The following is a 16,091-nucleotide window of genomic DNA, read 5'->3' as shown; positions in this document are numbered from 1 at the left end:
ACGAGCAAATGCAGCCACTGAGGGCCATTGCCCAAACAAAAGACCGAACATAAGCCAAACCTGCTCGCACGAGCAAGCGTATCTTGCTAAATGGCCTTAAGATTTTGCAGTCCATCGTCCTCATCAATTTCAAGATGAAGATTAGAGGCAATGAGTTTTAAGTCAAAGATGTTGGTGTCGGTGTAGAAATCAAGCTTGTTCTCAAGATCAGCTTTGCGCCAGCCTAGCTGTTTAGAAAGCTTACTAAAATCAATGCTGTGCTGCATGATCTCGTTAGCAATGACAATCTTATAGGCTGTTTCTAGAGGTAGCTCAATTGGAACTGTGATGGTAGGAGCTTTAGTAGAACAATCATCACTATCACCAAGCACACTAACATAGGATGGATCAGCCAGATTGTAAGTAACGCTAGGAGTATCGGAGTTTTTAAAGAGATCTTTGAGGTGTTGATTAATGTCGGCTGAACAGTAGAGCAATTGAGAGCTAGCTTTGTTCTCGTCAGCTTTAGTGCCATGCATGAAGGAGTCAGGGACATTAACTTTTGAGACTGGCAAGGCTGCAGGTATCACCTCTTCAAAAGACATAGCGTGGGCCATATCTGTTACTACAGCTTGAGACATCTTAACAGTATTATCAAAATCTACACCGTAGGTAATGATGTCCATATCTACAGTATGGATTACTGCTTTAAAGCCTTCGCTATTGCCTTGCACAATACAAGGCTCAAACGTAGCATGGTACACCTGATAATCCCTTAGCCTCATAATCGTTCCTTCACAGCACATCGCTCAATCTAAATATACAACAACTCTAGCGATACCATGGCCTTAAAGCATGATACCGAGATGTCTGCTTGTACGTGTCACTAAGAAGGGTTGCTTGGGCTCTTAAAAGATAAGAGTAGTAAGCATCTTTCTGATGCTCTAGACAAGCATAGACATACCAAAATAAGAGGCTTTAGCCTCACTATGATTGAGCTTAAGTCGGTACACAAGAACACAGCGTTTTTGTCAGCAACTAAACAGCCAACTAAAGTTAAGCAATCTTAGCTGCAGCAACAAAAGGCTTATCCACAAATACTTGCACCAAAAGCAAGCCGTCTTTTGCACCAACGCTAAATACCATAGCACAGCAGATCAGTCTAAAACATAAGGTCATACAAGCAAGTGACCTAGTTAGGCTGTGTAATGAAATGTAGGTCACATCTTTGAGGTAAATTTCTTGCGCAAAAAGAACTGGCGCGTGCAATACAAGAAACAAAGGTGCAAAAGGTAATTATGTTTACGAAACCGTCATGCCTCATAAAAAAAGATTAAGGGCTGCTATTGAATAGATGAATGCAAACAAGATGCATAAAGCTAATCTTATCTCATGAACACAATTGCTCAAGGCTAAAGAGAGACTAGCCTAATAAGAGAATAGGGCAACACCACTGCATCTCGTGCAGTGGCTTAGAAAATAGGAAGAGCTTATTTTTCGAGATCCAAAGATAGCTTTGGGACATTTTTAATTTTCAGGCCATCCTTTGGACCAAGCGGCTCACGCTTAGGCTTGGCAGTGAGTAACTTAGACTTTACGCCTTTGCGAGCCTGGAGACTAGGAGCAGGGAGTTCAGGGCCTGGATTTAAGCTTAAGACTACAGCACGTCTAAAGCCACGACGACACGGATCATACTCACGATTTAAAGAAACCTTTGGCGGTAGTTCAGCCATATGGTCATGAATTGGCTCACCAGCGTTCTTTCTTCTGTTAATAAACAGACGTAGATGATTACGGTTAACCTTGAAAATAATAGCAGCCTTATCTGCACCCCAGTCATGGGCTACAGCATATTCTGCAATGGAGGCATAGCGATCGTCGTCAAGTGGCAATGAGTGGTCAACAAGACCACCGCAACGACGTAGTTCATACTCTCCATGATAGCCAAGAAATTGAACAACACGATCAAGAGATGATGGAGAGATTTTCATTACAGCAAGGATCTCTTCAGATCTCATAAAGTTCTTTCTAAGTTTTATGATCTTTTCAAGTTCTTTTGGAGTCACGCCAAATCTTCTCTATCGTAAGGCGATTAGTATCGTGCTTAAAGTTAGAGCGCATCAGGATTATTTTAATTGCAAACGTTATTGCAAAGCTTATAAGCAACACTAACTAAGACACTTATGCATACAGGCATTATCAAAATTGCCTCAGATTTTATCAGAAACAGACTAAATAGTATAAATTATGGCGAAATGAAAATAATACCCTGTCTGCATTTACACTCTCAGCTTGTCAACAAGACCCATCAAAAGAAAAAAAGGCAGCCCCTAGGCTGCCTTAAAAAAACAAATAGGAAAAACGCTAACCGCGCACAATCATTAGCCCAAGAGGCTTAAGCCCAGCTGTGGACGGGTATTAGCCTGCATCAGCATGGAAGCAGCTGCCTGCTGGATGATGGACTGCTGTGACAGGTTAGCAGACTCTTCAGCGAAGTCAGCATCACGAATACGTGAGCGTGCATCAGCCTCATTAGCAGCCACATTAGACTGGTTGCGAATAGATGACTCAAGTCTGTTCTGGATAGCACCTAACCCGGCACGCATGCCATCTACCTTAGAGATTGCACTGTCAAATAACTGAATGATGGCACCAAATGAGTCGTTGCCATTACCTGTTGTTGCCTTGGTAAAAGTAACACTAATCTGACCAGTATTATTGTTAGTTGAGAATACCTTGCCATTACCAATAAGGTCAGTAATATTGCCAGTGAGTTGTGAGAACATAACTGACTCAACATCAAATGATATCACGTCACCCTTATTGGATCCGACTTGTAAAGTCATAGTGCCTTTATCACCAGCTTTACCTGCAGTGCCGTTATTACCTGCACCACCAGGACCACCAGCGCCACCAGCTGCACCGAAAATAGAGTCTGTGCCTTTACCATTCAGAACCTTCTTACCAGCAAAGGTAGTCTGAGTGGCAATACGGTTAACTTCAGTGGCTAATGAAGCAACTTCCTTTGATAAAGCAGCACGATCTTGTGCAGTGTTAGTGCCGTTTGCTGCTTGTACAGTTAAAGTACGCATCTTCTGAAGCATGCCTGAGATCTCATCCATGCCTGCTTCAATAGTCTGAGCTAATGCGATACCGTCTGCAGCGTTGCGGTTACCCTGGTTGAGACCATTAATCTGGGATGTCAGACGATCAGCGATCTGGAGACCTGCAGCGTCATCTTTTGCGCTATTGATACGAAGACCTGATGATAATCTCTGATATGTGGTAGTCAGTGAGTTCTGAACATTGCCTAAGTAGCGCTGGCCCTGAAGAGCTGAGTAATTTGTATTAACATATACTGCCATTTTGATGTACTCCTCAGATTAGCCTAAAAGGCTCAGACCGAGCTGTGGACGGGTATTGGCTTGCATCAGCATGGAAGCAGCAGCCTGCTGAATGATTGACTGCTGTGACAGGTTAGCAGACTCTTCAGCGAAATCAGCATCACGAATACGTGAGCGTGCATCAGCTTCATTAGCAGCAACGTTAGACTGGTTGCGGATGGAACTTTCAAGTCTGTTTTGGATCGCGCCTAACCCAGCACGCATGCCATCAACTTTAGAAATGGCAGTATCCATTAGTTCAATAACTTTTCCGATATATGCATCGTTGGCAGCATTTGCAAAGTCAGCCTTTGTGAATGTAACTGTCACAGCTCCTGTATTGTTGTCTGTTTTAAAAATTTTGTCAGCACCTATAAGCTTGCCGCCATTACCAGCTTCAACAGCAATTTTTGAAAACATTACAGAGTCAATGTCAAAAGAGATGATGTCTCCCTTGTTTGAGCCGACCTGCAACGTCATGGTTCCAGTTTTGCCTGCTTTGCCAGCTGTACCGTTTTGACCTGCACCACCAGCAGCACCGTCTTTGCCAAAGATAGATGATTCGCCCATGCCGTTCAGCACAGTTTTGCCAGCAAAAGTGGTTTGAGTAGCAATTCGATTAATCTCGGTTGCTAAAGCGGTTGCTTCCTTTGACAGAGCTGCGCGATCTTCTTTAGTGTTAGTACCATTAGCTGCCTGTACAGTTAAGGTACGGATCTTTTGGAGCATGCCTGAGATCTCGTCCATGCCTGATTCGATGGTCTGAGCTAAGGCGATACCATCAGATGCGTTGCGATTGCCTTGATTGAGGCCATTGATCTGGCTTGTTAAACGGTCTGCGATCTGGAGGCCTGCAGCGTCATCTTTTGCACTATTGATACGAAGTCCTGATGATAGGCGCTGATATGTAGTAGTTAAGGAGTTCTGTACGTTGCCTAAGTAGCGTTGGCCTTGAAGGGCTGAATAATTTGTATTCACATATACTGGCATGGCTAGACCCTTTTAGTTAGTTGTTTGCTCTTTGAATGAGATAACAGGGCTAGCCTGCATGAAAGAGCTTATGAATTCTATTATTGCGAAGCAGTGATCTCACAGCTAAAGCTTAGTTCTGATCTCTTTTTACTATCGCCTTCTGCCCGTTATAACGCGAGCTCGCAGATTGTTGTTTACAGTCAGTTAAATATCCTGTGTACATAACAGGTTATCTATGATTTTAGTTAAATGGCTTATATATGAAGTTTATTAGAGTATTTTGCTAGTTGATTACTGTTAAATTGCAAACTGAAGTGTCGGTAACATTTTACTAAAGTTTAATTGTTTGCCATGACTATTTTTATTGTTTTTCGGGTTAACTGTTGTGATCCTGATTTATAAGCCAAATAGTGTAATTACTTAGAGCCAGCCTTGTATGTAGCGCTTGTAATGAATAGATACACAGATAAATACTGTGCTTCTAGCTGCTGTGATCTTTTGCGGTTGTAGATTGAACGCTAGTGCTGCAAGTGGATTTGAGGTGAATGGTTTTTAAAGGTGAGGGGCGTTGATGCATTGCCAGGTGAGGGGCTTTGCTGGCGGAAATAAATAGGCCCGCACGAGGCGGGCCTTTGGCGATTCGCAAGGCGAATCTTTATGAGGTTTGTTATGTATTAGGCAGCTTCTGCCTTGGTGCTCTTAGCGCGGTCAACAAAGTACATGATCACGCAGAGTACGATGCAAGGTACTAACCATGACAGGTCATTGTCATACATTGGTAACATAGCCTTGACTGAGTCTGGCAGAATGTTGAAACCAGCAGCCTCGATACCATCGTTGAGACCGAATACTAAAGCTAAAGCGGCAACTGGAGCAATAACTAAGCGCTGGTTCTTGAAGTAATCGCGGATGAAAGAGGTCATCACGAGTACGATGAACATTGGGTACACGGAAATCAGAGCAGGTACGGAGATGTTAATTAAGGTAGTTAAACCGAAGTTAGCAATACCGCAGGAAACAACAGCAAAGATAATAGCGTAGGTACGGTACTTGATTGGCCATACGTTCTCGAAGTATGAAGAACAGGCGCAGATAAGACCGATAGCGGTAACCATACATGCAGCAATAATTAAGATTGCAAGGAAGATGTTACCGAAGGTGCCGTATGCGTAGTTAACGTAGCCGCTTAATACCTCAGCGCCGTTAGTAGCCTTTGGAGCTAAAGTGAAGGACTCGTTGCCAAGCTTGAACAGACATACGTAGATGAATGCCAGGCCAAGACCAGCGAGACAGCCAGAGATAATAGCGTACTTAGTTACAGGGCGAACCTCAGTTACACCGTGGGAGCGAATAGCATTAACGATAATGATGGAGAATGCTAAAGAAGCTAAGGTATCTAAGGTTAAGTAGCCGTTAACGAAGCCTAAGGTAAATGCACCAGTTACGAATTCAGCCTGTGGATCAACTGGCTCAGATGGAGCTAACACAAATGCAGTTACGCAGAGGATTAACAGTGCTGCGATCTTAATTGGGGATAAGATCTTGCCTACAGTGTCAAGAATCTTAGCTGGGTAAAGAGCAAAGATCAGAGCAATGATAAAGTAGAACACTGAGTAGCCTGGGAGCAGGTTGGTGTCTTCGCTAACGAAAGGCTTAATAGCCAGTTCGTAGGCCACAGTTGCGGTACGTGGGATCGCAAAGAGAGGGCCAATGGATAAGAAGCACACTGCAACAGCTAAGAAGCCAGCTTTTGCACCGATTGGTTCACACAGTTTCTCCATGGAGCCGCCTAAACGAGCCATAGCCACAGCAGCGATAACAGGGAGACCAACACCAGTGATTAAGAAGCCAATAGCAGCAGGGAATACATTAGTTCCGGCCTGTAATCCCAAGATCGGTGGGAAAATAATGTTGCCAGCACCAACATATAATGCAAAGTTGGTCATGCCGAGCAAGATAATTTCCTTGATTGTAAGTTTTGACATAGAAAAGCCTTTAAATAGTTCGTCTCGACTTCAAGACTGAGCCGCCGGTAAGCGGCATATTAAGTCGCATCCGTTTAGAGTCAGTGACAGTACTAGGCAGTTAGCAAAGCTTAGATGTACTTAACATCATGAGCATCAATTGGTGTAGATGCTATTGCTTGGACTTGTTTACGGTTAAAAGTTGAGTCATATGGACACATACAGGTAAGTGTGGCCACATAATCTAGATCTGATGCAAACGCCGGTAAGCATGCATAAGATTGCGCTAGAGCGCCTAATAACCGTGCTGCTCGTAGTACAACGACAGCCGATTTCTATCGTTTGAACTTCAAGAGTTCATAAAAGAGAGCACCGATAAAAAAGCAGGGATTGTAACCCTGCGTCTGTGCATCTCCTGACCGACCCTGACAGGTGACTTGCTTGCACTAGAATGTGTTGCTAAACAAAGTCTTATGTCGAGTGATGATTATCGTCGGGATTAATTATGCCATAAACTATAAAAATGGCATCTTTAAGGCAATTTAACCGTCAAAGGTACTGATCTCGAGTTTTATCTAGATACATAGATTAAATGGCCATTCTATGGGCTTTTTGACGCTTTTTAACTGTGATCTTGAACTCATCAAATTCCCATAAATTGCACAAAATTGATGCAATGCCCAACTAAAGACAACGATTGATCACTTTTGGTACGCACTTTTTGCACTGATTAGGCACCATACAGGTTAGGGCTTAAGCTGCAAAATTTACAATGCCGATCGTATAAATCCCTCAAATATGGCCTTGATGCAAATTTACCCAAAACAAAGGCACTTTTGTTTACCCTCAACTTTAGTGCAATAAAAAAGTACAGCCTTCCTTTCACTAAAAACGCATACACAAGTGCAATTCTTAAGCAGACCTCGCATCTTTGTATCTTCAAGCGCGGTAGTCGGTATATCTAGGTATCAGCCTTCATGAGCACGATTTAGCGAACGTCTGAGTATCTGCCAATGACTAGTTCTATGCCTATGCCTATGCGTCTACGGCTGCAGTAATACACACAAGTCTGCCTTATCATTTGCAGCACCTTGAGTTTGAATGCATGAGCAAAGAGGTGTTGAGCCTTGTGCTTGAGTGCATGAGCCAAGAGGGCGTTTGGTCTTGTTGGGGGAATTTGATAGTTGAACTGTTCACATGCGAGCTGCAGTTTAATGGCAGTTATTGTTGATCTGGCTTGTAGCGGTGCGCTGGCTTTGGTGATCGCTAGGCGGTGTGGCTGCAGATAGCACAAGGGCACGGTCGATTAGCGAACGTGCCCTTGAGATGAAGCTTTATAATTGAGCTTTTGGCTAGCTATCAGCTTTAGCTGTGGCTTTAGAAGCGGATACGCAGCTGCTTGAAGCTGATTAAGGAGACGTCCTCACGGAATGGACGCTTGCCCTTATGCTGCTTGATGTCATTGAGGATGCGGATGATAAGTTCATCAGCACGTAGACCTGCGCTGTTATCGCAGTGGTCAAGCAGACGCTCCATACCAAAGAGCTCGTCATTGCTATTGCGGACGTTAACGATGCCCTGTGAGTAGAGCAGTACCATATCATTGTTAGCAAGGTAGCACTTGCTCAGCTCAAAGGTCTCACCCTGATTACGGCCTAAGCGCTTATCATTTGGCTCGCACATGAAGTGAGGGCCATTATCGTCAATCACAATTGGGCTAGTATGGCCAGCGTTGCAGGCAATTACATTACCGGTCATCTCAGAGATGATGCTGATAAATAAGCCTACTGAGGCAACATTGCGCTCTTCGCACAGACGGTCATTGATGTAGCTCATCATACTAGGCGGATCAAGTGACAGTCTTAAGGCCTCATCCACTAAAGTCTTAATTACAGTAGCGGTATAGGCAGCCTTAATACCAATAGAGCAGCAATCGCCAATGATGAAAGCAAGATTGTTCTCATCAATACGACGAATCAGATAGAAGTTACCAGAAAGCTCTCGGGCTGGTACGGTGAAAGCTGCAAAATCAACAAAGTTAGAAGAAGGCATAGCATCTTCTGAAGGCAGGGTATTGAGCAGCATCTTACGTGCGGCAATGAACTGACCTTCTTTACGGAAGATAGGAATGCGGTTCTTAAACTCAGTCTTAAGCTCGCTAATTTGCTGAGATGACTTAAGCTCAGCGCTTAGAGCAATATGAATAGTGCCTAAGAGAGCCTCGCCAGTAATTGAGTCAGCCTCAACACCACTATTCTTTAAGAGATCTTCTAAGATGTAGTTCTCGATGAAGTTAATAGCCTCTTCGCTGAGTTTCTCAGTAGGCATTAAGCTTATATCGTTGTTTTCATCGATATGCTCTGCACCTTCATCGTCATTATCGGCCTTAACCTGATCTGACTCAGTTTCAGCCTTAGCTGCATCAATATGCTCTTTAGCGTCTTTCTCAAGCTTAGTGTCAACAGCCTTAGCAATACCCTCAACACTCTCAAGAGCTTGTTGCTTATCCTCTTGAGTGTTGTTGTTGCTATTAGCGGTAGCTGCAGTAGTGTCAGCTGTAGAGCCCTCTGGTGCAGCAGTAGTGTTCTCATTGGCTGCAACATTATTATTCGCAGCGCTGTCTGTTGCACTTGCATTGGCATCTGCTGCGTCGGTAGTGGCACTTGCAGCGCTTGCTTCGGTTTTGGCACCCTCTGCTAAAGTATCAGAAGTAGAGGCTGCAGCATTTTGCTTAGCCTTGTGCTCTAAATAAGCCTGATGAGCCTCGTGAACCTTCACTAAGAAAGTATCGTATGGCATGTTAGTTAAACGATTAACTAAGGATGCCACATGCTTAAACTCACGCTTGTCATCGCGATATGAACGCAAGATCTCGCGAGTGATCAGTCCCATGAAGACTAAGCACAATATAACCAGTGCAATGCGGGCAATTAAGAGCAGAGAGTCGCTTTCATAATAAGTTGTGAAAGGACGCTTTAAGATAATGTAAGAGTTGATACTACGTAAGTAAGAGACGCCTAAGATTGAGGCATTATCTGAGCTTGAGAGCTTAGTTGGATCGTTTACTATATTGCCCTTACTATCAACAATACGTACGCCTACCATGGAGCGTAGGTTATTGAGGTGAGAGTCTAATTTAAGATCAAATTGATTGGTCTTAAAGACAGTCTGACCACGACGTACGATCATGACAGCATCGTCCTTTAAGATGTCCTGCATCATAGGATCGATATCTGAGAAGATCTTCTTAACGTCGAGGTTAGTGTTCTCAAGCACGCTTAAATAGCTTGAGAAGACGTAGTAATTCTTGTTCGCGCCTTGGTCAAAGATTTTTAGACACAGGTAAGTATCACTCCCTGAGTACATGATGCTAAAGCTTTGAGTTAAGGCTGAAGGCTGCTTAATGAGATCTTCTAAAGTAGCGCCATCTTGAGTGTGAGCCTTTAATAAGCGGCTCTTTAGCTTCTCATCTTTTATACCAAAAACTTCAAGCTCCTTGCTCTTAAGATCGTAGCAAGCATAAGGAATCTTGTAATAGTTTAAGGCGTCTAAAGCGTACTTTAAGTACTCGCCATTAGAGTAGCTTGATGGGGCACGGATGTTTCTCTCAAAGAAAGATAAGAGAGGGTCTTTAAGATAGACCTCACGGTTGAGAGAAAGCACATTAGATAGCGACATATTGACGAGCTGATAGTAATCATTGTCAATACGATGCACGTAATGAATGAGATCGGAGTTGGCGCTAGAAATCGCAGACTGCACCTTATTCTTGTAGGTGTCGTCAATGCTTTGCTGTGCGGAGCTTAATGTAAATAAAGAGCCCGCAGCACAGAGGGTAAAACCAATCGCATTTAACGTAATGACTTTAGAGCAAGCTTGCAGCTTCACAAGAATTTCCTTTTCTCAGGGCTTTGCGCCTTCGCATAAGCATCGTGATGAAAGATCATACTCTGATGCAAAGGCTACCACTAAGCCACAATGCTCAGTAGAAAACCGTCAAAACCTAGCGAAAACCTAAACCAACCCTGCTATTTTCACAGCAGCAAAACGATCTTAAGACAACAACAGCATAAAAAGTAACAGCCCATAGGCTTTGGCATCGAGTGCCAAAGTCTTAGTGCCTTAAATGTGCATGTACCTAACTTAGTGAACAAACAACTTGTAAGTACCAAGCTAAAGCCTAAAGACTTGCTTTAAGTCCCAAAGCTTTATGCACAAAATCAAACAAGCAAAGCCACGATCTTAATCTTAACTTTAACGCCACATCAGACTGTTAATATGCTCTAGAACCTAAGCAAGAGCTGAAAGCATCATCATAAAAAGATGTGCCTAAAAGCAATCGCTTTTAACTAGTAGCACCACAAGATCATAGATGCGGCAACATAATATGAGAGTAAAAGCTTCTATCTATCTTGCGATCTTAAAGCGCAAGTTAAAGATGTTTGCAACTCTCATAGCATAAAGAAACTGTTGTTAAAGAACCTGTATAAGAGACTTAAGATCTTAGAGCAGGCTCTCTTAAGAGCGTGTTAGAGGAGATCAGTATCCCCTTAACTCTTGCATGCATAATATGCTGGGTCACATCGAAAAAATTATAGCACGAAGAGTACATAAAGGCGCACTGTAGCAAGCATTGCGGCTATTGTCTTGACACTTGTAGAGTCTAAAAAATGATCGTCATCACAGGCAGCTAGTACACAATGATCTAGCCAAAATAAAGCCACGAAGAGATCAAAATAGGCAAAAGGCCATGCCTAAAATTCGCTTAAATACGGGATTGTCTAAGAGATTACAGGTGACAAGTTTTTTGTAAAGATGCGAACCTTATCACGCAAGATCAAGCTCTACAAATAGTGCAATTGATGGCTTACAGCCATCATAGACAAATTCCTAATTGAGATTCTTATTCACCATCGAACCAACAAATCTAATTACACCACAAAAGTCATCTTAAGCTTTCAAGCTTTTCACGCGCCATAGCTGCAGCGGCTAGTACTTACTAGCGCCGCTAGTAAAAATGGGCTCATTAGTAGTCCCATTAAGAACGAGCTATGCCCAATTTTGCAAAAACACGGAAAGCAGCCTGATAAGGCTCTTGCAAGAGCTGATCTTGAGATGATGTGGTCAGCTAAGAAAGCTGACCCATAAGATAATAGAGTGTGGCGTGTTTAGATCTAAGAGTGAACTTAGTGATATGGCCTGTATCAAATCAAGTAAATTATGCCTCAGGCCATTTAACAGCTTAATAAGCTTGCCATTTGAGTAGTTTAGGCACCTGGCCACTTAAGGAGGTTATGCTTGCGGGCGCGGTTGAGCTCTTTGATGTTGACCATTTGTTTGATGATCTCAAGATTATCTTCACAAAGAAAGCCACGAATACCCACACGGCAGGTAGTGATGCAGGCACGACAGCCCATGCACTTATGCTCCATACCTGGAATGATCTCATGGGTATGGCGATCGATAATGCCAGCTGGGCATACCTCGGCACAGCGACCACACTCGTTGCAGGTGGAAATATCTAAAAGTTTTGGGGTAGCCTTAATCTTGGATCTTTCACGGTAAGGCGTGGTGGTATCGACATTAAAGCTAGGTAGAGGGCTATTCTTAGCCTCGGCTTCACATACTTTTTCGATAATGCTGCGGGCCATGGTGCTGAGCTGTTCTTTGTCGCGCTTATCTGGTCGGTGTGAGGCTAAGGTACGATCCTGAGAGTGCTCAGCAATGGCTTCTAATGACGCAATCACCTCAAAGCCATGCTCTTTGAGCATAGTAATAGTCTCACGCTCAGCATCTTCTATAGCACGGTTACCGTAAACTGAGCACACCACGGCCTTAGCGCCATTGCCTTTTAGCTGCGGCCATTGTTCTAAACAAGATGGCATACGACCAAAATAGACTGGATAGCATAAGACTAAGAGGTCGTTAGGCGTAAACTCAGGTACACGCTGCTCTCTTTGCATGGGTGAGAGGTAATTGTATGTGATGACTTGGTAGCGATACTTTGGGCTCAGGTCTAAAAGACCGTCCTCTAATGCCATGGCAACTTTCTTGGTGCCACCAGTTGGAGAAAAGTGAGCAACAACAACGCGATTAACTGACATGAAAACAGATCCTATGTCCAAAGAGGCAAGCACATAGTGCGCACAGCAGAGCCTGACGCATATTTAACAAAAATATTGTTCAATTACCATTCTATACTATAAATGCATAACATTGCGCTACAGATAGTCATGCCTTGACTACTGAAGTCGCCACGGGCTCAAGAACCCCATAAAAACAGCATTCTAGCCCATCAATACCCACCATAAAATGACCATACGAGCCTAGCTACACCAAAATTCTGCATACCATCACCAATGAGTCGACACACTCGGCCTTTCTTGCCATGATCCGCTGCTCGAGCCGATCGATCTGATCGATCGCTCCTTCACTTTCACATCAATCTTGCTATGCCTCTTAACTCTTTAGCTCTCGATCTTTATCTGGGACTATGGCTCACCGCCTAAAGAAATGTGCCTCCAATAAAATAGCCTGCCTTGCGTGGTAGCTACATCTATAGCCAAGGTCACAAGCATTACCCGCATCAACAGAGCCGCAAAGCCAAGTCGCCAAAAAACAGCCCATGCTGCGACTAAAGCTTCAGTCTCAAACACAGCTGCAGTGTACACTGCCACTAAAACCCGTTCGTAAGATCTTCTACCATCTTATACTAAGCTTAAGAAGACGGCCGCATCAAGACTAACGGCTTTTGGAAGCGAGTCACCATGCTCAAAAATAATCATTGAGAGTCGTTGAACGTCAATATGACTCATTGAGAGTTATTGAGACTCAATGGGTATGACCACTTTCTAAAAGGCGAGTAGCTGCAGTAGCCACTAGCGTTTCAAAAAAGCGTTATTAGCTAAAATTAGCCCAACTTAGCTAAACGGCCCATTGTCCTAAGCTGCTTCGTTAGTATCTATCGAGCTGATGAGGTAGATCATGAGTCTGTACAGAGCTTGGTTGAGATGAGCTTCTGCAAAAGCATGCCCCATATCAGCGCTGGCCAATGGATTGAAGCGAGAGCAGGGCATCTTGCACTTTGTACGGCTAGATGGGCTTAGATTTAGCTCTTAGTGAGATCGCAAGACACTATGAACACAACAACATCTGCCGTTAAAACTGCAGCACAAAAGACAGGCTACAGTTGCTTTATAGCTGCCTAGAACTGTTATCTTCAAAAAATGGAGATCTTGTTACTAACTGTAGTAATTAACAGAACGTGAGAACTGCTAAAAGAGTGCTGCTAGTGAAGTTTGCTTGGTGCTAATGCATAAAGGTCAGGTTCAGCTATGTGTGAGCCTAGAGGCTAGGATATTTGGTCTGCTAAAAAGTTAGCCTTGCGAAGCGTGGTAGTACGTCTTGGTCTTTTAGACAGATTACTAACTAAGAGTAGTGCCGACTTGTGCGGCTTTAGTGCGCTAAATGCCTAGTGCAGCTTGAAGTCTGGTGCTGATTGAAGTCTGGGCTTATTGAGGTAGCTTGGTGGTAAAAGGCTATCTTGATTGGATGGGAGTGCAAAAGAGGCTTGGTGATTGTTTGATTGCTTGTGGAAAGGGCTTGGCAAGGGAGGATTTATTATTTTGCAGCTAGCCTAGCTCTTGATAGAGCCAAGCTAGCCTTGATATAGCGGTGGCTATAGCGTTAATTACTTCTTAGCGTCGGTCTTGGAGCCCTTAAGCTCAGCAGCAACACGAGTTAAGTTCTCGATACGATCCTCACCTGATGGGTGGGTAGAGAGAAGGTTGGTAAGACCATTGGAGCTGCCAGATAAGGCGATCATCTTCTCCCAGAGCTTAGGAGCGGCATCGATATTGTAGCCAGCACGGTACATCAGCTCTAAACCAAGCTCATCAGCCTCAGTCTCGTGAGAGCGGGAGAATGGTAAGCTCAGACCAACTTGAGAGACGATATCGGCAAGCTGTAACTTCTGAGTTTCAACGCCTAAGAATGAAGCAACTGACATGGCAGTCTGCTTTGCGTACTCAGCTGACATCTGCTCACGGGAGTGCTCGCGCAGAGCGTGGGCAATTTCGTGGCTTAATACTGTAGCAAGCTCATCATCGGTAAGCTTGAGAGTATCGATAATGCCAGTGTAAACACCGATCTTACCGCCAGCAGCACACCAGGCATTAACCTCATCAGAGGTAAAGACATTAACTTCCCACTTCCAGTCCTTGCAGTCAGCACGGAAGGTTGGGGCAATCTTAATCATCTTGTCAGCAATCTTGCGTACACGATTGTAAGTCTTCTTGTTGGTATTGAGAGTATTAGTGCGCTTAGCCTCGGCTAAAACATTCTGATAGTACTTATCTGCCTCTGCCATCACCTCTTGCTCAGATACGAGCATGATTTGGGTACGGTCAGTAGTGACAGAGTTAGAGGTAGTGCTATTGCAGCCGCTCAGTGCAGGGGCTGATACAGCTAAGGTTAAGGCCATTGCCAGTGCACTTAATACAGACTTCTTTGCCATGCTAATCGTCCTTGAAATAATAAACTGCTCAATATACCTAGGCTGCAGCCGCTTAAAGTACGGATAACACTACCAGCCTTAGGTACGAATAACTGTTTAGCTTTAAGAGATAAAAGCAACGTCACCCTGAAGTGCCCTTAAAAGCTTTGTGACATTCTATGTGATAAGACATAGTAAAAATTTAGTTTGCTGTCATTTTGTGAGCAATGCTTCATCATTGCTCTCAAATGTTGCAAGCTTGAATGTCAACAAGCCATTTTCTGTCAATCACCACCCCAAGCCTAGCTACAACAATTCGCATAAATACGCCAAATCCACCCAAAACCACCATATAAGCTATAGGCCCAATGCCAAACCAAGACCCTGTAAGACATGTACAGCTGAGCTAGCCGGCACCACTGCACTACAAGAAGTAGCTGCACTACATTGCATAACTCAAAAATGACATACCCCGTCCCATGCCATGCTCTCGAACCATGCATGGAGCAAGTAGCCATCTTCAAAATCGGCCTCATCTCGTCACGCATGTATAACAGCAGTTGAAAGCAGCAAAGGATCAGCAGCAAGGTTAACTGGTAAAGGAGCAGTTGCAAAGGATAGCGGCAAAGGAGCAGCAACCAAGGAGCGGTTGCAATGGTCAGTCGCTAAGGATGTTTAGCGGCGCAGCAGTACCGTGTTTTATAAATGAGCATGGCATCGTTAAGTGAAGGCAGAGCCATGGCTGACATAACTGCAGGTTATTAATTACAGGCCATGAGCATGCCCAAGCCTGATGCTCGTTCCTATCTAAGACCTAGCATCTATAAAAAGCTCGTGCTCATCACCCACAAAATCTATATACACGTCATGAAACCCATAAATAAGAGACTTTATGGCCTGTGGTCGTGCTAAGCTGTTAGGCAAGATCACCTTACTTAAGCATGATCTATGGTTGCTATGAGGTGATGAGGCATCTGTTAATTGCCCTCGTGCTTTTATACAGACTGTGCGAGTGGCTGTTTAATGCGCTGTAGTTCTGCCTGCTTAAAAGCTAGCCTCTTAGCATGGCACTCTTTATGAACTAGCTAGTTCACGCATACAGCATCAGCATAGGCGTCGCTTAATAAAAGTAGACATTAAAGTTCTTCAAAAAGGCTGAATTAACCATCTGATGCTTGATGATGAGCGCTGCAAGGTTGTTGTTGTGATCATTACTTGTCTTGTGATGAGCTCAGCTTAAGCTCTTAAGATCGCAGCGCAGCTAAGAGCAATTTGCTACATGGCGGCTGTACAAGGCCA

Annotated in this window: 9 protein-coding genes; all 9 read right to left on the bottom strand. The window is 43.9% G+C overall.

The window, feature by feature from the left end; translation table 11 throughout:
* Nucleotides 1–86 precede the first annotated feature (86 nt).
* A complete protein-coding gene (locus H524_RS0112375) occupies nt 87–764 on the bottom strand; it encodes a hypothetical protein (RefSeq protein WP_156907621.1) in 678 nt (225 codons plus the stop codon).
* Between the two features lie 271 nt (nt 765–1,035).
* Nucleotides 1,036–1,158 carry a hypothetical protein gene (locus H524_RS17915; protein ID WP_281171322.1) on the bottom strand — a complete coding sequence of 41 codons (123 nt, stop codon included), beginning with the start codon at nt 1,156–1,158 and terminating at the stop codon, nt 1,036–1,038.
* A gap of 311 nt (nt 1,159–1,469) precedes the next feature.
* Nucleotides 1,470–2,045, bottom strand: a complete 576-nt coding sequence (locus H524_RS0112365; RefSeq protein WP_156907620.1) for a hypothetical protein — start codon at nt 2,043–2,045, stop codon at nt 1,470–1,472.
* Between the two features lie 315 nt (nt 2,046–2,360).
* Nucleotides 2,361–3,344 (bottom strand): flagellin N-terminal helical domain-containing protein, encoded by a 984-nt coding sequence (locus tag H524_RS0112355; protein WP_027940405.1) that lies wholly within the window; start codon nt 3,342–3,344, stop codon nt 2,361–2,363.
* Between the two features lie 18 nt (nt 3,345–3,362).
* Nucleotides 3,363–4,352 (bottom strand): flagellin N-terminal helical domain-containing protein, encoded by a 990-nt coding sequence (locus tag H524_RS0112350; RefSeq protein ID WP_027940404.1) that lies wholly within the window; start codon nt 4,350–4,352, stop codon nt 3,363–3,365.
* A gap of 656 nt (nt 4,353–5,008) precedes the next feature.
* A complete protein-coding gene (brnQ, locus tag H524_RS0112345) occupies nt 5,009–6,319 on the bottom strand; it encodes a branched-chain amino acid transport system II carrier protein (protein WP_027940403.1) in 1,311 nt (436 codons plus the stop codon).
* Nucleotides 6,320–7,675: 1,356 nt separating this feature from the next.
* Nucleotides 7,676–10,186: a PP2C family protein-serine/threonine phosphatase gene (locus H524_RS0112340; protein ID WP_027940402.1), complete on the bottom strand. Its 2,511-nt coding sequence runs from the start codon at nt 10,184–10,186 to the stop codon at nt 7,676–7,678.
* A 1,379-nt stretch (nt 10,187–11,565) separates the two neighbouring features.
* Nucleotides 11,566–12,402 (bottom strand): 4Fe-4S dicluster domain-containing protein, encoded by an 837-nt coding sequence (locus tag H524_RS16880; protein WP_052339098.1) that lies wholly within the window; start codon nt 12,400–12,402, stop codon nt 11,566–11,568.
* 1,586 nt (nt 12,403–13,988) lie between these two features.
* Complete coding sequence (locus H524_RS0112320; protein WP_027940401.1) at nt 13,989–14,813, bottom strand: M48 family metallopeptidase; 825 nt, start codon at nt 14,811–14,813, stop codon at nt 13,989–13,991.
* Nucleotides 14,814–16,091: the final 1,278 nt, after the last annotated feature.

Origin of the sequence: Anaerobiospirillum succiniciproducens DSM 6400 (assembly GCF_000482845.1) — a bacterium.
Taxonomy (GTDB): domain Bacteria; phylum Pseudomonadota; class Gammaproteobacteria; order Enterobacterales; family Succinivibrionaceae; genus Anaerobiospirillum; species Anaerobiospirillum succiniciproducens.
The sequence above is the reverse complement of the archived record's forward strand: the minus strand, read 5'-3'. Positions and strand labels throughout refer to the sequence as shown.